This window comes from Pseudomonas sp. LBUM1676 (assembly GCF_059695605.1).
Map to the genome: position 1 here is coordinate 2,342,922 of NZ_CP166777.1, position 21,916 is coordinate 2,364,837.

25 protein-coding genes and 1 pseudogene are annotated in these 21,916 nt (G+C 56.5%); 15 read left to right on the top strand and 11 right to left on the bottom strand.

What is annotated here, in order from left to right; translation table 11 throughout:
- The first annotated feature begins 11 nt into the window (after positions 1-11).
- The 9 genes from ACA041_RS10965 to ACA041_RS11005 all read left to right on the top strand — a co-directional run bounded on the left by ACA041_RS10965 (position 12) and on the right by ACA041_RS11005 (position 8,896).
- A complete protein-coding gene (locus ACA041_RS10965; RefSeq protein ID WP_497441113.1) occupies positions 12-893 on the top strand; it encodes a CoA transferase subunit A in 882 nt (293 codons plus the stop codon).
- A 12-nt stretch (positions 894-905) separates the two neighbouring features.
- Positions 906-1,694, top strand: coding sequence for a CoA-transferase subunit beta (locus ACA041_RS10970; RefSeq protein WP_497441114.1), 789 nt, complete (start codon positions 906-908; stop codon positions 1,692-1,694).
- Positions 1,695-1,718: 24 nt separating this feature from the next.
- Positions 1,719-2,591, top strand: a complete 873-nt coding sequence (locus ACA041_RS10975) for an enoyl-CoA hydratase (protein WP_497441115.1) — start codon at positions 1,719-1,721, stop codon at positions 2,589-2,591.
- Between the two features lie 2 nt (positions 2,592-2,593).
- Complete coding sequence (locus ACA041_RS10980) at positions 2,594-3,661, top strand: NAD(P)H-dependent flavin oxidoreductase (RefSeq protein ID WP_497441116.1); 1,068 nt, start codon at positions 2,594-2,596, stop codon at positions 3,659-3,661.
- Between the two features lie 11 nt (positions 3,662-3,672).
- Entirely contained in the window at positions 3,673-4,428 is a 756-nt protein-coding gene (locus tag ACA041_RS10985) for an enoyl-CoA hydratase family protein (protein ID WP_497441117.1), read from the top strand.
- A 10-nt stretch (positions 4,429-4,438) separates the two neighbouring features.
- A complete protein-coding gene (locus ACA041_RS10990) occupies positions 4,439-5,605 on the top strand; it encodes an acyl-CoA dehydrogenase family protein (protein WP_497442048.1) in 1,167 nt (388 codons plus the stop codon).
- Between the two features lie 10 nt (positions 5,606-5,615).
- Complete coding sequence (locus ACA041_RS10995) at positions 5,616-6,671, top strand: acyl-CoA dehydrogenase family protein (RefSeq protein WP_497441118.1); 1,056 nt, start codon at positions 5,616-5,618, stop codon at positions 6,669-6,671.
- Positions 6,672-6,711: 40 nt separating this feature from the next.
- Positions 6,712-7,860, top strand: a complete 1,149-nt coding sequence (locus tag ACA041_RS11000; protein WP_497441119.1) for an acetyl-CoA C-acetyltransferase — start codon at positions 6,712-6,714, stop codon at positions 7,858-7,860.
- Between the two features lie 160 nt (positions 7,861-8,020).
- Positions 8,021-8,896: an SDR family oxidoreductase gene (locus ACA041_RS11005; RefSeq protein WP_497441120.1), complete on the top strand. Its 876-nt coding sequence runs from the start codon at positions 8,021-8,023 to the stop codon at positions 8,894-8,896.
- Between the two features lie 193 nt (positions 8,897-9,089).
- On the opposite strand, the gene ACA041_RS11010 is transcribed toward ACA041_RS11005, so the two are convergent.
- From ACA041_RS11010 to ACA041_RS11020, 3 genes and pseudogenes are all read right to left on the bottom strand, one after another.
- Complete coding sequence (locus tag ACA041_RS11010) at positions 9,090-9,251, bottom strand: hypothetical protein (protein WP_497441121.1); 162 nt, start codon at positions 9,249-9,251, stop codon at positions 9,090-9,092.
- 207 nt (positions 9,252-9,458) lie between these two features.
- Positions 9,459-9,874, bottom strand: a pseudogene (locus ACA041_RS11015) (glutamate synthase-related protein); the annotation flags it as partial.
- Positions 9,875-10,095: 221 nt separating this feature from the next.
- The gene (locus ACA041_RS11020) at positions 10,096-10,557 is read right to left on the bottom strand and encodes a transcriptional regulator (RefSeq protein WP_497441122.1); all 462 of its coding nucleotides are present in this window, start codon (positions 10,555-10,557) and stop codon (positions 10,096-10,098) included.
- Between the two features lie 154 nt (positions 10,558-10,711).
- Here ACA041_RS11020 and ACA041_RS11025 point away from each other — a divergent pair, with 154 nt between their 5' ends.
- The 4 genes from ACA041_RS11025 to ACA041_RS11040 all read left to right on the top strand — a co-directional run bounded on the left by ACA041_RS11025 (position 10,712) and on the right by ACA041_RS11040 (position 12,429).
- Positions 10,712-11,107: a DUF6957 family protein gene (locus ACA041_RS11025; protein ID WP_497441123.1), complete on the top strand. Its 396-nt coding sequence runs from the start codon at positions 10,712-10,714 to the stop codon at positions 11,105-11,107.
- 48 nt (positions 11,108-11,155) lie between these two features.
- Positions 11,156-11,608: a hypothetical protein gene (locus ACA041_RS11030; RefSeq protein WP_497441124.1), complete on the top strand. Its 453-nt coding sequence runs from the start codon at positions 11,156-11,158 to the stop codon at positions 11,606-11,608.
- An 83-nt stretch (positions 11,609-11,691) separates the two neighbouring features.
- Positions 11,692-12,075, top strand: a complete 384-nt coding sequence (locus ACA041_RS11035) for a hypothetical protein (RefSeq protein WP_497441125.1) — start codon at positions 11,692-11,694, stop codon at positions 12,073-12,075.
- Between the two features lie 72 nt (positions 12,076-12,147).
- Positions 12,148-12,429 (top strand): hypothetical protein, encoded by a 282-nt coding sequence (locus ACA041_RS11040; protein ID WP_497441126.1) that lies wholly within the window; start codon positions 12,148-12,150, stop codon positions 12,427-12,429.
- Positions 12,430-12,501: 72 nt separating this feature from the next.
- On the opposite strand, the gene ACA041_RS11045 is transcribed toward ACA041_RS11040, so the two are convergent.
- From ACA041_RS11045 to ACA041_RS11070, 6 genes are all read right to left on the bottom strand, one after another.
- Positions 12,502-12,780, bottom strand: coding sequence for a hypothetical protein (locus ACA041_RS11045; protein WP_497441127.1), 279 nt, complete (start codon positions 12,778-12,780; stop codon positions 12,502-12,504).
- Between the two features lie 97 nt (positions 12,781-12,877).
- A complete protein-coding gene (locus ACA041_RS11050) occupies positions 12,878-13,105 on the bottom strand; it encodes a hypothetical protein (RefSeq protein WP_497441128.1) in 228 nt (75 codons plus the stop codon).
- 503 nt (positions 13,106-13,608) lie between these two features.
- Positions 13,609-13,920, bottom strand: a complete 312-nt coding sequence (locus ACA041_RS11055) for a hypothetical protein (protein ID WP_497441129.1) — start codon at positions 13,918-13,920, stop codon at positions 13,609-13,611.
- Positions 13,921-14,182: 262 nt separating this feature from the next.
- The gene (locus ACA041_RS11060; RefSeq protein WP_497441130.1) at positions 14,183-14,635 is read right to left on the bottom strand and encodes a hypothetical protein; all 453 of its coding nucleotides are present in this window, start codon (positions 14,633-14,635) and stop codon (positions 14,183-14,185) included.
- A 669-nt stretch (positions 14,636-15,304) separates the two neighbouring features.
- Positions 15,305-16,234, bottom strand: a complete 930-nt coding sequence (locus ACA041_RS11065; protein ID WP_497441131.1) for a hypothetical protein — start codon at positions 16,232-16,234, stop codon at positions 15,305-15,307.
- 116 nt (positions 16,235-16,350) lie between these two features.
- A complete protein-coding gene (locus ACA041_RS11070; protein ID WP_497441132.1) occupies positions 16,351-16,791 on the bottom strand; it encodes a hypothetical protein in 441 nt (146 codons plus the stop codon).
- A 238-nt stretch (positions 16,792-17,029) separates the two neighbouring features.
- Between ACA041_RS11070 and ACA041_RS11075 the strand changes: the two genes are divergently transcribed.
- Positions 17,030-18,249 (top strand): IS3 family transposase gene (locus ACA041_RS11075; protein ID WP_497434342.1). Its coding sequence is split into 2 segments (ribosomal slippage): positions 17,030-17,375 and positions 17,375-18,249, totalling 1,221 coding nucleotides; the frame shifts between segments, so codons are not numbered across the junction.
- Between the two features lie 1,126 nt (positions 18,250-19,375).
- Here ACA041_RS11075 and ACA041_RS11080 read toward each other — a convergent pair.
- Together ACA041_RS11080 and ACA041_RS11085 are read right to left on the bottom strand one after the other, a co-directional pair.
- The gene (locus ACA041_RS11080; protein WP_497441133.1) at positions 19,376-19,999 is read right to left on the bottom strand and encodes a hypothetical protein; all 624 of its coding nucleotides are present in this window, start codon (positions 19,997-19,999) and stop codon (positions 19,376-19,378) included.
- Between the two features lie 139 nt (positions 20,000-20,138).
- Positions 20,139-20,840 (bottom strand): hypothetical protein, encoded by a 702-nt coding sequence (locus tag ACA041_RS11085; RefSeq protein WP_497441134.1) that lies wholly within the window; start codon positions 20,838-20,840, stop codon positions 20,139-20,141.
- Positions 20,841-21,198: 358 nt separating this feature from the next.
- Here ACA041_RS11085 and ACA041_RS11090 point away from each other — a divergent pair, with 358 nt between their 5' ends.
- Positions 21,199-21,909: a hypothetical protein gene (locus ACA041_RS11090; RefSeq protein WP_497441135.1), complete on the top strand. Its 711-nt coding sequence runs from the start codon at positions 21,199-21,201 to the stop codon at positions 21,907-21,909.
- Positions 21,910-21,916: the final 7 nt, after the last annotated feature.

Sequence of the window (21,916 nt, forward strand, 5' to 3'; positions counted from 1 at the left end):
GGAACATGACGATGGACAAGCAAATGACCACGGCCGAAATGGTCGGCCAACTGCGTGACGGCATGACCATCGGCATCGGTGGCTGGGGCCCGCGACGCAAGCCCATGGCTTTGGTGCGGGAGATTCTGCGCTCGGACCTCAAAGATCTCACCGTGGTCGCCTACGGTGGCGCCGATGTCGGAATGCTCTGCGCCGCTGGCAAGATTAAAAAACTGGTGTTCGCCTTCGTGTCCCTGGATTTCATTCCACTGGAACCGTACTTCCGCAAGGCACGCCAAGAGGCGGCGCTGGAGGTGATGGAGATCGACGAAGGCATGCTCCTGCTCGGCCTGCGCGCAGCGGCGATGAACGTGCCGTTTATTCCGACGGCGGTGGGCCTCGGCACCGATGTATTGCGCTACAACCGGCAGATCAAATTGATCACCTCGCCTTATGCCGACGGCAAGGACTGGGTCGCCATGCCGGCGCTCAAGCTCGATGCTGCGTTGATTCACGTCGACCGTGCCGATGTGCGCGGCGTGTGCCAGATCAGCGGCCCCGATCACTACATGGACGACTTGTTCGTACGTGCCGCGACTCACAGCTACGTGACCTGCGATGAGCTGGTGGACAGCGAGTATTTCCACGCCGACGCCGGGCACGCGCATCAAGTGTTCTGGGAACGCAACCTGACCGCCGCCGTGGCCCACGTGCCGGGCGGCGCGCATCCGTCTTCCTGCGCGCCGCTGTACGGTTTCGATGTCGCGCATTTCAAGGCTTACAACGCTTCGGCCCAAGCCGTCGATGGCTGGCAGGACTATGTCCGCGACTACGTCGACTGCACCCACGAACAGTACCTGGACAAGGTCGGCGGCCTGGCTGCGATCCGCCAACTGCCGTTGCCGATTTTTTAAGGGAGCCTTGCGATGAGCACTACCACTTACAGCCTCGCCGAATTGATGATCTGCGCCGCTTCCGAAGCCTGGCGCGACGATGGTGAGGTCCTGGCCAGCGGCATCGGTGTGATCCCGCGCCTCGCCGCTTCACTGGCCATGCTCAGCAGCAATCCGCAGCTGCTGATGACCGACTCCGAAGCCTACATGGTCGCCGAACCGGTGCCGCTGGGCGCGCGCAACGACTACCAGCCCAAGCGCGATAGCTGGATGGGTTTTTCGCGGATTTTCGATAACGTCTGGGGCGGCAAGCGCCATGCGCTGGTGGGCCCGACCCAGATTGACCGCTTCGGCCAGGCCAACATTTCCTGCATTGGTGACTACGCCAAGCCCAAAGCGCAGATGCTCGGTGTGCGCGGTTTTCCTGGCAACTCGATCAGCCACGCCAACTCTTTTTGCGTACCCAGCCACAACCGTCGGGTGTTCGTCGAAGGCGAGGTCGATATGGTCGCCTCGGTCGGTTACAACCCGGCGCGTCTGGCGCGGGGCTGGTCGCTGGAGGAGATCGATATCCGCCTGATCATCACCGACCTCTGCGTGCTGGATTTCCAGGGCCCGCACCGACAAATGCGCATTCGCTCGCTGCACCCCGGCGTGACAGTGGCCGAGGTTCAGGACAACACCGGATTTGCCCTGCATGTACCGCAAGACTGCCCGACCACGGCTGCCCCGACCGTCGAGCAATTGCAGCTGATCGAGCGCCTGGACCCGCACAACCTGCGTGCCAGCCAGCTCAAAGACAACCCGCCAGGCCAACGCTGAGCGCCCCCGTTTCGGAGAAAAGTGATGGCTGAACATAACGACAAGAACGAGGCCGACGTGGTGCTTTACGAGGTGCGCGGCGCGGTGGCCCTGGTCACCATGAATCGCCCCGAGTACCACAACGCGCAGAACTCGCAGATGACCTACGCGCTGGACGCGGCGTTTCGCCAGGCCTGCGATGACGATGAGGTGAAAGTCATCGTGCTGCGCGGCGCCGGCAAGCATTTTTCCGCCGGGCATGACATCGGCACGCCGGGTCGCGACGTCGATCAGACCTTCGACCGCGCCAGCCTGTGGTACGACCATGTGAACAAGCCGGGCGGCGAGTTTCTCTACGCCCGAGAGCAGGAAGTCTATCTGGGCATGTGCCGCCGCTGGCGCGAAATGCCCAAGCCGACCATCGCCATGGTCCAGGGGGCGTGCATAGCGGGTGGGCTGATGCTGGCCTGGGTCTGTGACCTGATCGTCGCCAGTGAGGATTCTTACTTCGCGGATCCGGTGGTGCGCATGGGCATTCCCGGGGTCGAGTATTTCGCCCATGTGCATGAGCTGAACGCGCGCATTGCCAAGGAGTTTCTGTTCCTCGGCGAGCGCATGCCGGCGGCGCGCGCCTACCAGATGGGCATGCTCAACCGGGTAGTGGCCCGCGATGAACTGGAACAGCAAACCCTCGACATCGCCGGACGCATCGCGCAGATGCCGCGCCTTGGTCTGCAACTGAGCAAGCAGGCGGTCAACAACGCCGAAGACCTGATGGGCAAGCGCGCGACCATGGACATGGTGTTCGGTTTGCATCACTTCGCCCATGCCCACAATGAGCTGGTGTCGGGTGACCGACTCGGCGGGTATGACGCCAAGGCCATGGCCAGTTCGCAACGCAATTCGGGTGAGGCGTGAGCATGGCGATCTCGTGGAATACTCGTCTGACCGAATTGCTCGGTTGCCGCTACCCGATCATCCAGACCGCCATGGGCTGGGTCGCCGACCCGAAACTGGTGGCGGCCACGGGCAATGCCGGCGGTTTCGGTTTTCTCGCCGGAGCGACCATCGAACCGCAACGGATGGAGGCGGCAATCCTCGAAACCAGACGTCTGACCGATCAGCCGTTCGGGGTCAATTTTCATATGTACCAGGCCAACGCCGCAGAGATCGTCGAACTGGTGCTGCGCCACAAGGTCCGGGCGGTCAGTTACAGCCGTTCGCCCGGCAAGCAGATGATCAGCCGTCTGAAAGACGCCGGCGTGGTGTGCATTCCCACAGTCGGTGCCCTGAAGCACGCGCAGAAAGCCGTGGAAATGGGCGCCGATGCGGTGACCGTACAGGGCGGCGAGGGCGGTGGGCACACCGGGTCGATACCCACGTCGTTGCTGCTCGATCAAGTGGTCAACGCGGTCTCGGTACCGGTTGTCGCGGCGGGTGGTTTCAAGGACGGAAAAGGCCTGGTCTCGGCGCTGGCCTACGGTGCCGAGGGCATCGCCATGGGCACGCGCTTTTTGATGTGCGCCGACAGCCCGGTGCCACAGGCGACGCTGGCGCGGTACCTGGCGGTCAAGGACCCGGCAGCGATCGTCATCAGCCGCGCCATCGACGGCATGCCGCAACGGATGATCCGCAACGAATTGCTCAACCAGCTGGAAGCCAGCGGCGGCCTCAAGCGTTTGTTGCTGGCATTTCAGAGTGGCCTGGCCTACCGCCGCCATAGTGGCATGAGCCTGACCCAGCTGCTCGTCAGCGCACTGAAAATGCGCGGCAGCGGTGAGCTGACGGCCGCGCAAAGCATCATGGCCGCCAACGCGCCGATGGTGATTCAGAAAGCCATGGTCGATGGGTTACCCGCTGAAGGTGTACTGCCCGCCGGCCAGATCGCCGCGTCCATCGACAGCTTGCCCAGTTGCGCCCAATTGATTGAGCAGATCGTCCGCGACGCCGAAGCGCGTCTGGGCGAGCTGTGCCGCCGTGTGTCGTGAAGGGGAAAGGCATGAAACCATTTAGCGTCAGCATCGATAACGGCATTGCCGAACTGGTGTTCAACCAGCCGCCGGTCAATGCCTTCAATTGTCAGGGCTGGGCCGATATCGCCAGCGAGATCGAAGGCCTCGGTCGGGACGCCAGCGTGCGGGTGATCGTGATTCGGGCCGAAGGGCGCGGCTTCTGTGCCGGGGTCGACATCAAGGAACTGGCCGCCGACGGCAATTTGATCGGGGCGGTGAACAAAGGCAACTACGACAGCTTCAAGGCGATCCACCGCAACTCGAAACCGGTAATCGTCGCCGTGCACGGCTTTGTGCTCGGTGGCGGCATTGGCATTTGCGGCGCTGCCGACATTCTGGTGGCGTCCGAGTGCGCCACCTTCGGCGTGCCGGAAGTGGACCGCGGTGCCATGGGCGGAGGCGCGCATTTGCAGCGGCTGTTCCCGGTGCAGAAGGTCCGTCACATGTACTTCACCGGCGAGATGATCGACGCCGCCGAGGCCTGGCGCCTGGGCGCGGTGGAGCGTGTGGTCAAGCGCGAGGACTTGCGTGAGGCTGCGTTGCAGATCGCTCGCACCATCGCCGCCAAGAGTTCGGCCATGATCAGCCTCGCCAAGGAAGCGCTGAGCGGTATCGAAGACGGCAATCTGGAAGACAAATATCGCTGGGAGCAGGGCTTCACGCTCGAGGCCTATCGCTCACTGGACTCACAAGAAGCACGCGACTCGTTCGTCGAGAAGCGCGATGCCCACTTCAACGGCTGAAGGCACTCTCATGGACCTGACCTATACTCCGGCCCAACAGGCTTTTCGCGCCGAGGCGCGGACCTGGCTGGCGGCCAATGTACCCGATAAACCGCTGCAATCGTTCGACACCGAGCAAGGCTTTGCCGAGCATCGTGCCTGGGAAAACCGGCTTAACGACGGTCGCTGGGGCATGGTCACCTGGCCGATCGATCTCGGCGGGCGCGGTTGCGACTTGATCGAGTGGTTGATCTTCGAGGAGGAATACTACCGCTCTGGCGCGCCCGCACGGGTTAACCAGAACGGCATCTTCCTGCTCGGCCCGACGCTGATGGAATATGGCAGCGAGGAACAAAAAGCGCGCTTTCTGCCGCGTATGGCCACCGGTGAAGATATCTGGGCGCAGGCCTGGTCCGAGCCAGGCGCCGGCTCCGACATGGCGGCGATCCGCTCGCGCGCCGAACGGGTCGGTGACCACTATGTGATCAACGGCCAGAAAACCTGGTCGACTCGCGCCGTGTGGGCCGACTGGGTGTTCGGTATCTTCCGCACCGACCCTCACTCGCAGCGCCATCAGGGCCTGACGTTTATTCTGCTTCCGCTCGACAGTCCGGGGATCACGGTACGGCCGATTCCTCAGCTCAATGGCTTGCCCGGGTTCGCCGAGATTTTCTTCGATGACGTCAAGGTTCCGGTGGAAAACGCGCTGGGCGGCGAGGGCATGGGTTGGCATGTGGCGATGTCCACCGCCGGGTTCGAACGCGGTTTGCTGCTGCGTTCACCCGCACGTTTTCAGGAAACCGCGCGGCGACTGGTGCAGCTGTACCAGGCCAACCGTGAGCAGGCTGACCGTGACCCGGCCATTTGCGAGTCGGTGATGCGCGCCTGGCTGGACGCCGAGGCTTACACCCTGAGCACCTACATGACCGCCTCGCAACTGGTGCAGGGCGGCAAGATCGGGCCAGAGTCTTCGACCAACAAAATCTTCTGGTCGGAACTCGATCAACGCATGCACGACACCGCCATGAGCATTCTCGGTCTGCGTGGCGAGCTGCTGCCCGAAGCCCCTGCTGCGGGCGACGTCGGCCACTGGCTGGAAGGTTTTCTGTTTGCCCAGGCCGGGCCGATCTACGCCGGCACCAACGAGATCCAGCGCAACATCATTGCCGAACGCATGCTCGGCATGCCGCGAGCCTGAGGAATAGACCATGGACTTTAGTTTCAGCCGCGACCAATTGCTGTTCCAGGACAACGTCAGAAGTTTTCTGATCAACGAGGTCACCCCGGAGCGCATTCGTGAACTGTGGCTCAGCGATAGCGGGCGCAGTGATCAGCTCTGGGCCCAATTGGTGGAGTTGGGCCTGACCGCGCTGACGGTTCCCGAAGAGCAAGACGGGATGGGCATGAATGAGCTGGACTTCATTCTGCTCGCTCAGGAGTGTGGTTATGCCGGTATGCCCGAGCCGCTGGTGGAGACGATGCTGATCGGCGTGCCGTTGCTCGCCGCCCTTGGTGAAAGCCACGCGGTGCTCAAACAGCACTGGCTGGCGCGCGTCGCGGAAGGCCGCGCACGGTTGGCGATTGCCGAACCGGGTAACCCGCTGGTCTGTGATGCTCACGTCGCCGATTTGCTGTTGCTGGCTCATGGCGATGAGGTGCATGCGGTTGAACCTGGTGCAGTACGCCTGACCCGCAATGTGTCGGTCGATCCCAGTCGTCAGCTGTTTCAGGTCGACTGGATGCCAACGCCCGCCACCTGCGTGGCCGCTGGCGAACAGGGCCGGCGCTTGTGGGCCGCCGCGTTCAATCGTGGCGCCTTGGGCAGTGCCGCGCAAATGTTGGGGCTGGCCAAGCGCATGGTCGACCTCGCGGTGGATTACACGTTTGAGCGCAAACAGTTCGGCAAACCGGTGGGTTCGTTCCAGGCGGTCAAGCATTTGATGGCCAACGTCGCGGTGCAGATCGAGTTCGCCAAAGGGCCGCTGTATCGCGCTGCCTACGCAGTGGCCGAGCAGCAACCGGGGCAAGACGTGCTGGTGTCCCACGCCAAACTGGCGACGGCGGAAGCGGCGATGCTTGCCGCAAAAAACACCATTCAGGCCCATGGCGCCATGGGTTACACCTGGGAAGTCGACCTGCATTTGTTCATGAAGCGCGCCTGGGCGCTGGACAAAGTCTGGGGTGATCGTGGCCTTCACAAGGGGCGGATCCGCACAGCGCTGTTCGACGGCAATCCAGCACTGGGTGCCGGCAAAACTTTCTGACGGCGACTGTGCCCGACTTCAACTTACTCCGAGGTACACCATGCCTGAAGCCTATATCGTCGACGCCCTTCGCACGCCCACCGGGCGGCGCAAGGGTGGTTTGAGCCAGATTCACGCAGCCGATCTGGGCGCCCACGTCTTGCGTGCGCTGGTCGAGCGCAACGACATTCCCGATGACGATTACGACGACGTGATCTTCGGCTGTGTCGACACCATCGGTCCTCTGGCCGGGGACATTGCCCGGACCAGTTGGCTGGCCGCCGGCCTGTCGGAGGCGGTACCCGGCACCACCATCGATCGCCAGTGCGGTTCGTCCCAGCAAGCGGTGCACTTTGCCGCTCAAGCGGTGATGAGCGGCACCCAGGATGTGGTCGTCGCCGGCGGCGTGCAAACCATGACCCGAATTCCTATTTCCTCAGCCATGATCGCTGGCGAACCGCTGGGCTTCAGTGATCCGTTCAGCGGCTCCGAAGGTTGGGTCCGGCGCTATGGCGCACAACCGCCGACTCAATTCCGTTCGGCGCAGATGATTGCCGAGACGTGGGGGCTGTCCCGCGAACAACTGGAAGCCTATTCACTGGAGTCCCATCAGCGGGCATTGCGGGCCATCGAGCAAGGGCGGTTCAACCGGGAAATCGTGCCGCTGGCCGGGGTCGTGCACGACGAAACGCCGCGCCAGACCAGCCTGGCAAAAATGGCCGAGCTGGACGTGCTGTTTGGCTGCGACCGGGTGACCGCGGCAGTGTCCAGCCAGACCTGCGACGCGGCCAGCGCGATGCTGATCGTTTCTGAAGCGGCACTCAAACGCTACGGGCTGACACCGCGCGCGCGTATCCACCACCTCAGCGTGCGCGCCGAAGACCCGATCTGGATGCTCACCGCACCCATCCCGGCCACCGTTTATGCGCTCAAGCGAGCCGGGATGAAGCTTGAGGACATTGACCGGGTGGAGATCAATGAAGCCTTCGCCTCGGTCGCGATGGCCTGGCTCAAAGAGACCGGTTATCCCCACGAACAGACCAACGTCAACGGCGGCGCAATTGCCCTCGGCCATCCATTGGGCGCCACCGGCACCCGGTTGATGTGCACGCTATTGCATGAACTGGAGCGCAGCGGGGGACGTTACGGGTTGCAGACCATGTGTGAAGGCGGTGGCCAGGCCAACGTGACGATTATCGAGCGCTTGTAAGCTGAGCAGATTCAAAGATGCACACTGATCCTGTGGGAGCGAGCCTGCTCGCGAAGGGGCATCAAATTCAACAATGATGATGACTGACCCACCGCTTTCGCGAGCAGGCTCGCTCCCACAGGGGATTATTCGACTGGTTATGAATTTGAAGGATAGCACCATGAAAATCTGTGAAAACCGCGTCGTAATCATCACCGGCGCTGGCGGTGGCTTGGGCCGCGCCTACGCGCATGCTTTCGCTGCCGATGGGGCGAAAGTGGTGGTCAATGATATCAATCGTGAAGCGGCACTGGCGGTGGTCGGCGAAATTCTCGGGCAGGGTGCAAGCGCCGTGGCGAACAGCAACGACATCACCCGCTACGACGATGCGGCCTTGATCGTGCGTCAGGCCATCGAAACCTTCGGCGGCCTGGACGTGGTGGTCAACAACGCCGGCATCTGCCGTGACCGTATGTTTGCCAGCCTCACAGAGGCCGACTGGGATGCGGTAGTGGCCGTGCACCTCAAAGGCCATTTCTGTATCGCCAGCCACGCCGCGCGCTACTGGCGCGAACAGGCCAAGGGTGGTGCGCAGCTGAGTGCACGGATCATCAACACCAGTTCCGGGGCCGGCTTGCAGGGTTCCATCGGGCAATCCAACTATGCTGCGGCCAAGGCCGGTATCGCTGCGTTGACACTGGTGCAGGCGGCCGAACTCGGTCGCTATGGCATTACCGTCAACGCCCTGGCCCCGGCCGCGCGCACCGGCATGACCGAACAGGTGTTCGCCGATACCATGAAAAAACCCGAAGCGGGCTTCGACTACTTCGCGCCGGAAAACGTTGCGCCGTTGGTGGTCTGGCTCGGCTCGCAAGCGTCCAGTGCGGTCAACGGGCAGATGTTCGAAGTCGAGGGCGGCAAGTTGTCGATTGCCGACGGCTGGCGTAAAGGTCCGGAACTGGACAGGCACGGGCGCTGGGCGGTGGGCGAGGTGGGTCAGGCGGTAGAGCAATTGATGGCCCGGGCGGTGCCAGCCGCGAAAGTGTACGGCAGCTGATGGGGCCGCCCACCATCGGTAAGCCGCATTGACGACCGTTCATTATTCCCCTGCTTTCCCCATACGCTGGTTTTTTTAACCGCCGTTGCGGCAAGAGGTTGATGCAGAGCGCCAACCAGCTGTACGTGATACGCCTGCTGCTGGGGGCCGCTGAAGCCAGTTTCACTCACGGGATCATCTACTAAGAGCGCGGTCAGAGGGCCTCGCTGATCCGCTCATATTCGGATTCCAGCCATTCTGCACGGACCTGAGCCTCCTCAATGGTCGAGTATGAATCGATGTTCTTTCCGCACTCGGTATCGACCGAATACATCGTGGTGCCATGGGTAGAGCGATCTACAACTTGGAATTTCATGATGGTTCCCTCGGGGGTGCCGGGTAGTTAAAAAAGAGGTCGTTCGAATCAGTGAGCTCGGAAAGCGGCTGTCCGACGTGCGCGACGCCGGACAGAATTCACTGCAATTGAGCGTCAGGGATCCGTATGAGTAGTCGATGAATGTTGACTGGCGGTATCGGTGGATCGTTCAATTGCGCTGATTTTCCTGGTCGCTAACGGTAATACTCACGCATTAGCGGCTTCGCGGGTCTCGATGACCGTCCTGTCGCCAACGGTCTCGATAGAGCCATTGCGTTCGAATTTATCGGCACGGGCGCTGTGCCACATGCGCAAATAGAATTCGCTGGTGCAGCGGTCATCAAGCAGTTCGCCCGGTTTGAGGAGGTGTGAGTCTGGGAAAATAAACGGATCTGCGTGTCGCTGATGCGTCGTACCAGGTGCTCGGGGGTTAATTGCGAGGGGTGTTCGAGACCCGCCGAGGCGAGCATTTCGGCCAGTGTCAGCAGGGTGTTGCGGTGGAAGTTGTAGACCCGGGCGGCTTTGTCCTCGACCACCAGTGCGCTCTGGCGCAAAGGGTCCTGAGTGGCGACGCCCGTCGGGCATTGGTTGGTGTGGCAGCTTTGGGACTGGATGCAGCCGACCGTTATGGCCCCCAAAATTCAACTACTCGTCTGTGAGTGACTGAGTGAGTGGGTCGCTGAGTAGTTGCCTATACTATTCAATGCGCCATTTGACCACTGATGAGCGGCTTCACCTAACCCATGCCGTCACAATGTCGCTTTAGATCTGCGATGCTATGCGCGTTTGTCCCGCGTGTGCAGATCGCTGGCCACGTGGTGATTGTCTGAGGAATCAAAGACCGTCAGTTGTCAGGCTTCTCTCCCCAGAGGCGATTGACAGTTGTCCACGTGCAACCGAGCTCCCGCGCAACCGCAGCACGGCTATAGCCCTGAGCCTTTAATTCCTGAACCTGCTGCATCCTCTGCCTGCCCTCAATCACTCTCGGGGGCTCAAGTTTGTCCGGTTTCGCTGGCAAGACTGCGTCCGCAAGTCCCAACTCTTCCATTTCAGCAATGGCTGCGAGCATCACGTTTCGCGGGGTTTCCTGTTGGCTGGCAGCAATCACAAGTCCAAAGAACGTTGCAGGATTTACGCCTAAAGCGTCCGCCAGTGCCTTAGTTACGTCCACTGTAGCGTTAGCTTTTGACGCTTCTAGCAAGCTGACATATGGCTGCGCAACCTCTCCAGAGATAGCTTGCTGGTGCAAGTCCTTGGATTTGCGTAGCAGTTGCAGCACGGCCCCGTACGGGCGACGCAATGACATTCTATCGCCTCATCAAAAGGAGACGGTATGCCGTGTTTGCCAGTAAACACTCAAATATATATAATTATTCGAGTGTTGATTTTGGTTTGGCTTTTAGCGGCGGCTCGACTGCCCAGCCGTCAATTCATGCATTACTAAACAGGAGGGGCGACTCATGGTGTGTCCGGCCGATAGCGAGCTCCTTCAAGGGAACAGCCTAGCGTTAGAGGGCAGCACGTCCTCGAGAGTAGAAGCTATTGGATTTGCAGCCAGGCATTTCCCGCATAAGCCCTATTGCCTGGTTGAACAGTGGACGATCTTCCGAGCCGACGTCACCCCTGACGAGCTCGCCAAGATCGACGCTGCCGGCCACCTCCCGCTTTTCCTGTTTGCCCACAAATTCATCGAGGACTCCAGAGGCCGCTTCCAACCTGGTGATTGGGTTCGCTCGAGTATGTGCACCTCATTCGACGACAGCGTGATGTTTGAAACGAAAAATTCTGTGTACGTCCTGATGGGCCCAGGTCATGAGCAAACCGCGAGCCTCAAGACGATCTTCTCTTTCTTTTAGTAAGGCCATCGCGTTGTTCAAAGCGAGGGCTGATGGGCAGGAAAATTAATGTTCAAAACAGACGACGATGACATCCTTGGTATCCCCGGTCTCTTCGGTGAGGGCGTCACACAGTGGCATGCAGTGACGCGCCTTTTAGCGACCCACTGGTTTCATGTCGCTCTCGAGAGGTTTGAGGAAGGCCGGTGGTGGCAAAGTGTCGAGATGATCGGTGATGAGGGCCGACTCCAGCGGAAACTCATAGCGCAAGGCCCGGAGATGGTCGTGAGGGATGTTCAGGTAAACACACCGCCATATATGAACGGTTCGCCCAGCTGGAAAATGGAAAAGCTTATCAGCGCAACTGTGGGCCAAGATGCTCACGAATGCTTCGTAAGCATAATCACTGTTGAGGGTGGTGCTACCTATAACACTTCCCACATTGAAAATTTCGACGAGTCTTCCCTGGTAAACCTCAGTCTAGTTTTTCAATGGAGCATGCTAGGTGTTGCAGCCCACTAACAAGAATCCGCCACGGTATCAGGAGCTTTGATAGCGTGGTGGAATCCTGATTTGGCCCGATTAGACAGTAAAAGGGACTACGTATGACGACCTCAATTGAGCTCGAATTTCACAGCAAGCGCCACACTGATTTTGACCTGCGCCGGGTTTTCAAAGCCGAAGCTCAGGGCTTTCCTAGGCCGGTAACTGCCTACCTCACCGGGGCGTTTATCAACGCGCGCGCCGGCGTCGGAGTTGTCTTTGGCCACAAGCGACAAGACGAGTACGGACGTTTTGAAGATGGGCACCTCATCCGTACTTCTGATGTTGTAAAAGCTGAGCGAGAAGGGCGCTTCTGGGTTTTGACTACAGAAAATTCCCGGTATGTACTTGCTACCTTCCAGCGCGAGACTGGACGTTCGAGCCTCCGAGATTTCCTGCGACTATTTAAGGGGCAGCACCACCTTTCTCCGCACACACTGCAGTGATATGCACAGGGGCCATAATTAGGAGTATGGCCTTGTGCTTAGCGTCCATTTCAAGGTGAGGGTAGGGCCAGCATGATTATCAAAAAAGGAGAAGTGATTTGCATAGCCTCTGGAGTATTTGAAGGCTACAACAGAGCCGGCCCTTTTGTAGCCACCCGAGATTTTGACCTCGTTGCTTTCATCGAAACGGTTAGGGCATCAGATATGGAGCCATGGGAGATATCCAGTTTTATGTATGAGATCCAAAAGCTGCTCCTAGAACATGGCCTTGTTACTAGGACGCCTTGTCGAAATATCTATCTTGGTGCGATGGGCGAATTTGAAATTGGCGAAGAGGAAGACATTTTTACTTAATACTTCTCGAGTAGAGTTACTTGGCGTCTTTCACGAATGAGTGCATTCCAGATTCGTAAAAACTCCTTACGATTATACTGGAAGCTCATCGACTTTGAGCACTTTTACTTTGCGCTGTGGTCGCGTCACATAGTCGTTGCTGTTTGCATAATTGTGCTCACCCTCAAACGCAGCCTCGACATCTCGGATTGATTCACAAGCGGTATATCCGGGCTCAAGTGTGCTGACAACTTTATGTCTAACCCAGTTCAGTGTGGAGCTATTACCCAATAAAGTATCGCCGACGGTAGTATCAAAAGTGACGAAGCTGATGATGAATTTCATAAATGCCTGTTTATAATTATCCAGCATAAAGTCGGCATCATGCGCTGTATAAGTGTCGTCATTGGTGTCGCACCTATCCAAGTTCGAATAGCTACGTAACACATCGCCCTGGCGCCTAGCAGGCCTATGCGGGCTCGACCTTGAGCACCTTAATCTTATGTTTCGGCCACAGCACCGCGTCATCATTTGTCGGGAAGTTGTGATGACGTTCATAAGCTTGCTCAATTTCTCTGATATTTTTGCAATGCCAGTAAAGTGGGTTTTTTTTGGTATCTACCGTTGCCCTTGAGACTCCGCAAAGATTGTCGGGATGATCAAGGAGGCTGTCATCGACAGTGATATCAATACTCATGTAGTGCACGTAATAGTCCATTTTTCGCCTTTTCATTTGCATATCGAGACTGATGCTGAGATTTTTACACAGTGGTCAGGAAAATCAAGGAGCATTCCTGAAATTAAATTGCTTGGCAATTGCAGTATACGTCTGTAAAACCCCGCGCCGGTCGGAGTGCAAAGTTCTGACGCTGATGGATTAATTGCCCAGCATAATCAAGGGTTTTTTTGTGTTCTACCTAGCGCGTTTGTATAGTGCGTACTGAGTGTTTATACAGGTCGAATAAAGACATTGGTGGTTGAATGCTTGCTAATACGTCGTCAACATTACAACTTCTTATAAGTTTCTGGGCTACCAACCTTTTCAGAACCGGTAATCGCTTTGCAACCCAGGCGCTCTCTAATACGTCTGTTTCCGCATTGATGATCTGAGGGCCGTTTTTCAGTCAACGCTGGTTCTATTTCACCTCATGATTCCACGTATTCCTACAGCCTGGGGAGCTACATGGGTGGATCGTCGCGTCATTTGCGAGTGCTTAAGCCAAATAATCGCTTCAATAAATTCCCGGTTTGTGTGCCGGAGTACCGGGCTTTCAGTTCGTCAAGCTTCGCAATTTTGCGGTCTCCAGTGAGTAGGCTCAGCCCATGCAGGGCATTAACAAATTGCTGGGACTCACCCATCTCAGCCATCAGCGTTAACCAGGTCGATCGAGTTTGCTTGATAAAGGTCTCAGCTTCTCGGCTCAAACCCTGAGAATCAATGAGCTTGTTACCGTGCACTGTCGTGCTGAGGTTGAGCAGGGTGTGTTCTAGCTTCTGTAGAAGCTCTGTCACAAGTTCAGCACCATCAAGAGCTCCCTTCAACGTAAATGGTATCTTCCTGTACGCAGTAATCGCGAGTAGGCCGTCACCGCCGCCTGTGCAGTCCAGAGCAAGTACATTGCCGAAACGCAGAGGGTGCGGAATCCAAGTGTGACGTACACAAATCCTCCAGACGCCTTTCCCCTTCTCTGTAATGCTTAATGATGCGATCACACCCCCGTAGTGGGATCTCTTCTATCTACGGATTGTGAGATTTTTGTAACAGTACATCACCTCAGTCATTGATGATTACAATACTTATTGATGAGTTATTCGCCGAATCAACCTTAAACTGAAAATTCTGAAACCCGATCAGATTAGATTCGTTCAGATCGTATTTTACTGACTGATAAAATGCTGGCGCAGCTAGGCCGCCTCTGTACTCGCGATAACCAATTTCAATAGTGCTTCCCGACTTTCCGGAGTAAACAAGTTCTTTTTTTATGAAGTCGGATGAATAAATATCTTCAATTTTCCATCCGTTTGGAGAATTCGCTACGCCGACCCAGTGCTTTATTTTTGTGACCGTCCCTTTTTGAGCCTCGAGGAATGGCATTCCCACATTGGCACTGACGGTGCTTCCAACTGAATATGTTTTATAGGGCTTGCTCTCCAGTATCGTAGAGGCGCACCCGCTTACGGTGATTATTGCGAAAGTATAAGCTATTATTTTGAGAATGGAGTTCATGATACTTTCCTTGTTTATGACGTTCTTTGTCGACTTGCAAGACCTAGTCTAATTCGAAGGCTCAAATGCGATACACATTCAGCGTAGCAGGTCGATCTATTCACTGATTGCTTATGACGAATTTACCGTTCATGAGCAACAGCCACTGCTTTGGGAAAACCGCCTGTAGATATCGACCCCCTGTCGAATGCGATGAGTCTTTGTGTGTCCTGTCTTTCATGGGGGCTCGTTCACAGGATGAATAAAGCGATTGCCATTGATTCATTGATGCCCCTTCGAGGAGGAATGACGCTTCAAGCGTCCTGGGGTGTGAGGGGAGTGCCCGGAGTTCCCCGTGACCACTAGGGCGTGCCGCTTCGCGGACGGATGTTGTGAACCGAGCCACTACGTGTCTCGGCCCTCGCGGGCTTCCATCCTCACGTCTGCGCGCTCCGCTTGCTTGGATGGGCTGCTTGATCCCCGCAGCATTTATCCTTGAGTCCAGGCCTGCGGGTAAGGACAGTCGCCGCAAACAAGGGTGCTTTGGAGCCACCTGGTTCATCTAATTAGCTAAAGCGATATGGGCTTGGTGATCGATGTAGCACTGAGTGCTGTGAACGGTGGGGGGCTCCCCACGCTTTGCGATACAGCATGCGTGATCACGATACCTAAGGCTGATTGCCGCTCGTGTCAGCATTCGATGAAATGAACTGCTTGGTCAATGTACATTTCGATATTCTCGAAAAGCCAAGTCTGATTGGAATTGTCACCACGGCCACTCGTTTGGCGGACTCGCGCTTTCCACTGGCCAAAGAAAATGTATTCGTGTTGGCGTTTGAGCAAGGAGGCGAGTGCGGACTGCTTTAAAATGACCTGAGGCACGGGCTTACGGACGATGCCGTCCTTGTCGGGCTCAACAAAAGGAGATGTGAGCTCTGCCACGTGATACGGGAAACGATCGCTAGGCGGGCGAATATCTTGGACATACCCGGCGATAGCCAATGGAATTGTCAGGGTTCCCGTACCGTACCAACGGGTGAAGTCGCAAAGGTTACTGTGATCGAAATAGAATTTGTTCCAAGGGATGGTGGTTTCTTTAGATTTCAGCGTAACGAGGCTTTTTAGCTCGTCATTGTCCTCGCATAGTGCCCGCAGCTCGAGTATCTGACCCAGCGTTTTAAGGTAGTTGGTGAGACGGCCCTTGTTTCCATACGCTTTGTTCTGAGCTTCCGGCGATCCCCAGCCGCGTCCCCGAGCCTCTACTTCGGTGTCATCAAGCTCCCATAGTGCCTTGATCAGTATGTGAAGGCGAAACTCAAATTTCGATGCTGAGATGGCTGAAAACAGATCCGAAGATGACCCTTTGGCAATGATACTGAGCTGTCCCCCAAGGTTATATTTACAGTTCGCATCGTGACTGAACTGCTTCTTCAGCCTGAAGCAGGGTGCAACCTCAATAGTCTTTGTGGCGTATCGTCTGTCGTGTCGCTTGACGAAGGATAGGCGCGCATCGCACCCATTGGATGGGCAAGATAACTGTCCCACTGGGCTGCTTTCATACTGCAGTGCACTGACTTTTGCTCCAAAAGCATTCCTGGCCTCAGGGATTTTGCTTCCCATTGATTCCTCCTTGTCTACGCGGCTTGGTCACATGCAAGTCTTGCAGGGCTGCTCACGTCATGATTGAGCACAGAACACTAATTCACCCGCCGCCCGCTTGCATCTTCGACTGGCGTTTAATCAATGAAACGCTCCAAGAAAGCCGCGTCTAGCATGCAACGTAGATTGTCTGAGGCACCTTCCATAAGGGCTCTCAGCTCCTTCACGATCGCCTCATCCTGTCTATTCGTTTGCGGGATGCCCTCGAGTGCTGTTTTGGGCACAAGGGCTGCGTGGGTAGCGTCACAAAGAATTGCCCACTGATCGTGCGCAGACCACACAGCAGCGAAGACTGCTTGGCCACGCTCCGGATAGTTTCGAGCATTCACATTTGCTCCCACCTTCTGTAGCAGGATAGGTAAGCTATGGGGGCTATCTACAAATGCGGAGCGCAAGCCTAAAAATTTTGCGTTGCTGGATTTATGGCGGCGCCAGGCCAAATTGACATGGCAGGCTCCGAACTCAAGCCGCTCCATATCGTTGTTGACGACACTTGCCCAGCTTAAATTTCTTGTCATGATCAATCCATCTCAGAAAACCATATGCGTCACAGTTGCCTGCCCCCAGCTGGAGAGTTAACGAAAGCATTGATGGAACATCTCTTCCAGCTCAAGCATCTAGGACGATGGTGTCCGATGTTGCTGCGGACGCGATCGCTCTTATCGCTAGGTTTTTCAGGCATCTCCTGTACGAGCCCCATGAAAGACAGGACACCGTTTCCCCCTTACGATAAGGGATAGGCAAACGGTTATGTTTATGACTAACAGCAACGATAAGAGTGGGGAGCTTTTGGGTCAGGAGCGGCGGCGCCGCTGGAGCCCGGAGCAAAAGCTGGCCATGGTTCGCGAGAGCCTTGAGCCAGGACAAAGTGTGTCGGTGGTCGCTCGGCGCAACGGCATCAATGCCAACCAGTTGTTCCTGTGGCGCAAGCTCTATCAGGACGGCAGCCTGTCGGCGGTCAGCGCGGGTGAAGCCGTGGTGCCGGCCTCTGAGCTGAGCGATGCACTCAAGCAGATCCGTGAACTGCAACGGATGCTGGGCAAGAAGACGATGGAAGCAGAAATCCTCAAAGAGGCCGTGGAGATCGCCCGGTCGCGAAAATGGATTGCGCACTCACCCTTGTTGCCGGGGGACGACCAGTGAAGCTGGTCAGCGAATGTCTCGGTGTGGCGCGCTCGCAATTAACGGTTCGAATCAAGCAATCGGTATCGCCCAAAGTACGGCGAAGCAGGCCTGTGAACGACGCGGAGTTGGTGGCCGAAATCCAGCAACAGGTCAGCGAATTGCCCAGCTATGGCTACCGTCGTGTCTGGGGATTGCTGCGTCGCGCCCGTGAAACCCAGTTGCTGCCCGCGATCAACGTGAAGCGGGTTTACCGGGTCATGCGTGATCACAACTTGCTGCTTGAGCGCCGAATCAAACAGCCCGGCGTGCCGCGTCGGCACGAAGGCCGAATTGCGGTGGAAACCAGCGATACACGTTGGTGCTCGGACGGCTTTGAGTTCCGTTGCGAGGACGGCGCCAAACTGAGCGTGACCTTCGCCCTGGACTGCTGTGATCGCGAAGCCATCGGCTGGGTCGCGAGCCCGACCGGGTACAGCGGCGATGATATCCGCGACTTGATGCTGGAAAGTGTGGAGAAGCGTTTCGGTGATCAACTGCCCGCCATGCCGGTGCAGTGGCTAAGCGACAACGGCTCGGCGTACACCGCCGAACAGACGCGCCTATTTGCTCGGCAGATCGGTTTGCAGCCGGTGACCACCCCAGTGCGCAGCCCGCAGAGCAACGGCATGGCCGAGAGCTTCGTGAAGACGATCAAGCGGGATTATGTGGCGCACATGCCCAAGCCGGATCGAGAAACGGCGCTGCGTAACCTGGCAATTGCCTTTGAGCATTACAACGAGCAGCATCCGCACAGCGCTTTGAACTATCGCTCACCGAGAGAGTTCAGGCGCTTGGCAGCGGCATCCATTTAATGGGGAGTTGGTGTCCGGTTTTGTAGGGGCAAGTCCATCTCCGGAGCTCTGCCCCAAGCTTTCTTGGCTCAGGGCAGGAATTTTGGGGCTATATGGGTGAATCATGCTCTTGGGGAGGCGGAGGGACGCATCGTTTTGGCACAACGAGTAAAGCTTTACGATTTCGTAGTTGTTCAGGTTTTTGGTGATCTTCATCAGCGCCTCTAAAAGTCCTTCGCTCCGAGTGCTGTAGGGAACCTCTCGTCCGGGTACACCCTCATCATATCCTTCAGCGTGATCTGAGTGGTAGGGCGAGAGGAGGTAATCTGAAGCGCTAATAGCTCAGGTTATTCGGGGGCTGGGCTGAAAGGTGCGTATCAAGAAGTGGGACTCTCGCCCCTACAAGCGTGTGTTTAACCGAGTCGCGCCTGCTCTTGCGTAACCATCGCATCAGTACATTGTGGCAGTTCGATTTGAGCCCCCGAATTACATTGTCAAGCAATCAGGATCGCGCCGGCTGATCACTGTCATCGTTGTCGTAAATCCGCTAATCGCCCTCAAGGGAGATGATCGGGCTATGTTGAAATCTCCCGAACGGGGACTGTGGATCGTGCGGTAGGAGCGGGAATGAATTCCTCCCTTCCAGCAGCTCTGGGTAAAGTTTGAAGATCCTTAGGTGATGCAAGGGGAGGGTCTGAATGTACGCGAGGAGATTGCCTAGGTTGATGCTCACGCTAGGGTTTCCGGGAGCTTGAAACTCACCGCTCATGACACGCGAGATGTTCCACTCGATCGAGTTGATATCGATGTCAGGTCGGGCATCAGACCATGATGATGTTAGTTTTTTCGCGTGGTGGTAGCTCTGATAGCCAAGACCTTCGGCGAGAATATCTAGTGCTTGGGTGTGCGAGATGGATTTTACGCCGGGCCAAGTTTTGAAGAGAGCGCGAGCGGCTTTCTTCAGGCTGGTGTGACGTTCAAGATCAGTAGGCAAAACAGGGAGGATCGGCAGCCAGGTCGACTGCGCTTGCTTAATCGGCTCTCAGCCTCTCGACTCAAGCTCTGGGACTCGTTTACCAGCAGTTTCACGAGCCAAGCATTGTCCGAGAGGTATCAGGCTCGGCTCCTTATCCATTGCCCAGGTAGGTCAACGCCGGCTATCGTTGCCGTTGAGAACATGGCACGGTTTGCACACCGCTTGGAGAGTTGCAGTCTGATGAGCGTCATCGAGGAGCTGCAAAGCAGAGTGTCCTGACGGCAAAGAGAATGGATCTTTGTCTAGCCAGTCAAAATGGGAAAATATTTCCTCAATCTGGGAGGGGCTGAGTGTTTGAATGATCTGGGTGACCATCACGTGGAACTCAGGAGACACATGGTCAACTTCGGTAGATGGATTGTTCTTGCATCGTTCGCATACAGGATGCATCGCCCTGTAGCTAGAAATTATAGGGTGCGCAGCATCCCGAAGAGCGCGATTCAACCAGGCCATTTCGTCTCGAGGGTCAATGCACTGCGTCCATGAGACTCCGTGCCAGCCATGGCCCGGAAAGTAGCCTTGAAAATCGTAAACTGCTCCTGGGCGGTGTAGTTTTCGAAAGCGAGTAGGGCGAAGGCCTTGAGCTGCGCAGTGGTAATGTTTCTGATGTATTAGGTCGGCGATGATGGAGGATTGAAACTCTTGGCCGAAATTGACCGCTGCGATCTCGCCCCGGATCACCTCTTTCAATTGCGTCTTCGTCATCGCCTGGAAGAACTCTTTGCCTCGGCTCATCTTGATTCCTTGAGTGCGGTTTGTTCGAGCTGTGCAGCGAATAGTCAGTCAGCAGGATCAGTGGAGCGGAGCGGTGGTCAGGCAAGAGAGCGAACAGTCGACCTAAGGCTCGTCTGCTACCCAGTAGCCAATTGATCGATCAACCGCCTGCATGGTTAGGGCACAAGTTGTCTGATAGCGAGTCATCGTCTCTACAGGCAAGTCTTACTGCCTCGGCGACACTGAGAGCGCGAGTAGGTATCCAAAGGTTGTCCATGACTAGATACCTCTGCTTTGTGACCTGATTACGCAGCTTGAGGGCTTTCAAAATGCCATCAATGGCTTTCAACGTTGCGTTTGCAGGCGCTGTTTCGAACGTGATATCGAACACCGCCGCATCCAACTGCAAGTAGCTCTTGCTGTTCGTCGGAGGCATGATAAATGGCGTGACTTTATTAGCAGGTAAAATCCTTCCATTCAGTTCATTGAACTCCGTCACTGGAATCCAGCCGGTGTTGCCGCCTGGTAGCTCGTATCCCCCTGCGCCGGTAGCTTTTGCGACAATCGTGCGAGTGGAATGGGCAATAGGCTTCTGCGGCGGGTACTCTACTTCGAAACGCTTAACGATCTGATCTACTGAATTATCGTTTCTTAGGTCGAAGTCGTAGTAGCGACCATGCGGTTTTACGAACGATAGCGTTACGTCTCCTACCAGGAAATTGTAGGTTGTGGTTATCGCCAAACTGAAAAGTCCAAGCGATGCCACAGCAGCAATAGCCTTGGTAAACCACAGTTTAGGGGCACCATAAGGGACTGGTCGTCTGAACGATTTTGGTGTTTTTGCTGTGCGTCGATTTGCCAAGGTTCTGAATCCATTACTAGGTGAGTTTCATCATCGTTGCCTCAAGCGCGGAGCTGGCTCGCAGCATTGAGATGAGAGTCTATCAGCTAGGTTTTCAGAGGCTATGTCGCCGGCCCTAACGCTATGGTTTGAGGCGGTTATGCGTCTGGTCGCTTGAATCTTTTCGCTGGTCAGTCAGGTAGATGTTGTCCTCAATTCACCACTCTCAGCGGAAGACGAGTAAATCAGGGCCGCGAACCTACCCATTCTGGAAGTGGCAGGGAAGGGCCTGATCTGCGGCTCGTCGGCTAAAACTAGCTTGAGATGGTCGCCTATAATACTGTACATAAAACCAGTATCTATGCAGTGAATCCAATCCATGAATTTCGATCAGGCCAAGGCGCTCCGGCTTCAGCAATGGCGCTCAACCCTCGACGACCATGATTTCCGAATGGAGAACCCAGAGGCACACCGGCAAACGCTCCGCGAAATGTCCGCCACGCTGGCGTCCGAGGGGCTCATCGATGATCTCCAGTGCTTCGAAATGAACGAAATGGCGAATGCTGCCTATTGGCACGCTGTAGAAGAGTTGATTGACGCTCCAGCTCGATACTGCGGTGCATCGGCGTACGACGTTGTGAAACATGGCAGTGCAGAAATATTGGGCATAGTCAGGCGGTCGATTTTCTACCACATGAACACTCTCGCTGAGGCCAACATCGCAACATACGACGGCAAGATTTACCGAAATGCGGATGGTGCGAATCTAGTCTTCAGCCCATCCGGAATGATTGCGGGGATCAAAGGGTTGACGCTGACGTTGCCTGACGGGCAACAGTACGAGCTTGTCGAAACCGGGCGGACTATCGAAGGAATTTTCCGCGAGCCAGTGGATGATCCAGATTCCTACCGTGGCTTGATAGATACCGCTCTCGTGGCCAAAGAAAGCGGAGACATGCGCTCGTTCGAAAAGCTTCGCCCATTGATTGATCTGGCGAAGTTTCGTATTTGCCCGGCATGCCTTGATCGCTTCGAGCTTCAGGAGGACTGCACCGCTTGTGGTGGTCAAGGATTTGTGGCGAAGCTATAGGTGCTGG

Bases quoted from the DNA above. Each gene is read 5' to 3' on its own strand.
- ACA041_RS10965 (WP_497441113.1), top strand. From the start codon at position 12: ATGGACAAGCAAATGACCACGGCCGAAATGGTCGGCCAACTGCGTGAC.
- ACA041_RS10970 (WP_497441114.1), top strand. From the start codon at position 906: ATGAGCACTACCACTTACAGCCTCGCCGAATTGATGATCTGCGCCGCT.
- ACA041_RS10975 (WP_497441115.1), top strand. From the start codon at position 1,719: ATGGCTGAACATAACGACAAGAACGAGGCCGACGTGGTGCTTTACGAG.
- ACA041_RS10980 (WP_497441116.1), top strand. From the start codon at position 2,594: ATGGCGATCTCGTGGAATACTCGTCTGACCGAATTGCTCGGTTGCCGC.
- ACA041_RS10985 (WP_497441117.1), top strand. From the start codon at position 3,673: ATGAAACCATTTAGCGTCAGCATCGATAACGGCATTGCCGAACTGGTG.
- ACA041_RS10990 (WP_497442048.1), top strand. From the start codon at position 4,439: ATGGACCTGACCTATACTCCGGCCCAACAGGCTTTTCGCGCCGAGGCG.
- ACA041_RS10995 (WP_497441118.1), top strand. From the start codon at position 5,616: ATGGACTTTAGTTTCAGCCGCGACCAATTGCTGTTCCAGGACAACGTC.
- ACA041_RS11000 (WP_497441119.1), top strand. From the start codon at position 6,712: ATGCCTGAAGCCTATATCGTCGACGCCCTTCGCACGCCCACCGGGCGG.
- ACA041_RS11005 (WP_497441120.1), top strand. From the start codon at position 8,021: ATGAAAATCTGTGAAAACCGCGTCGTAATCATCACCGGCGCTGGCGGT.
- ACA041_RS11010 (WP_497441121.1), bottom strand. From the start codon at position 9,251: ATGAAATTCCAAGTTGTAGATCGCTCTACCCATGGCACCACGATGTAT.
- ACA041_RS11020 (WP_497441122.1), bottom strand. From the start codon at position 10,557: ATGTCATTGCGTCGCCCGTACGGGGCCGTGCTGCAACTGCTACGCAAA.
- ACA041_RS11025 (WP_497441123.1), top strand. From the start codon at position 10,712: ATGGTGTGTCCGGCCGATAGCGAGCTCCTTCAAGGGAACAGCCTAGCG.
- ACA041_RS11030 (WP_497441124.1), top strand. From the start codon at position 11,156: ATGTTCAAAACAGACGACGATGACATCCTTGGTATCCCCGGTCTCTTC.
- ACA041_RS11035 (WP_497441125.1), top strand. From the start codon at position 11,692: ATGACGACCTCAATTGAGCTCGAATTTCACAGCAAGCGCCACACTGAT.
- ACA041_RS11040 (WP_497441126.1), top strand. From the start codon at position 12,148: ATGATTATCAAAAAAGGAGAAGTGATTTGCATAGCCTCTGGAGTATTT.
- ACA041_RS11045 (WP_497441127.1), bottom strand. From the start codon at position 12,780: ATGCTGGATAATTATAAACAGGCATTTATGAAATTCATCATCAGCTTC.
- ACA041_RS11050 (WP_497441128.1), bottom strand. From the start codon at position 13,105: ATGAGTATTGATATCACTGTCGATGACAGCCTCCTTGATCATCCCGAC.
- ACA041_RS11060 (WP_497441130.1), bottom strand. From the start codon at position 14,635: ATGAACTCCATTCTCAAAATAATAGCTTATACTTTCGCAATAATCACC.
- ACA041_RS11065 (WP_497441131.1), bottom strand. From the start codon at position 16,234: ATGGGAAGCAAAATCCCTGAGGCCAGGAATGCTTTTGGAGCAAAAGTC.
- ACA041_RS11070 (WP_497441132.1), bottom strand. From the start codon at position 16,791: ATGACAAGAAATTTAAGCTGGGCAAGTGTCGTCAACAACGATATGGAG.
- ACA041_RS11080 (WP_497441133.1), bottom strand. From the start codon at position 19,999: ATGAGCCGAGGCAAAGAGTTCTTCCAGGCGATGACGAAGACGCAATTG.
- ACA041_RS11090 (WP_497441135.1), top strand. From the start codon at position 21,199: ATGAATTTCGATCAGGCCAAGGCGCTCCGGCTTCAGCAATGGCGCTCA.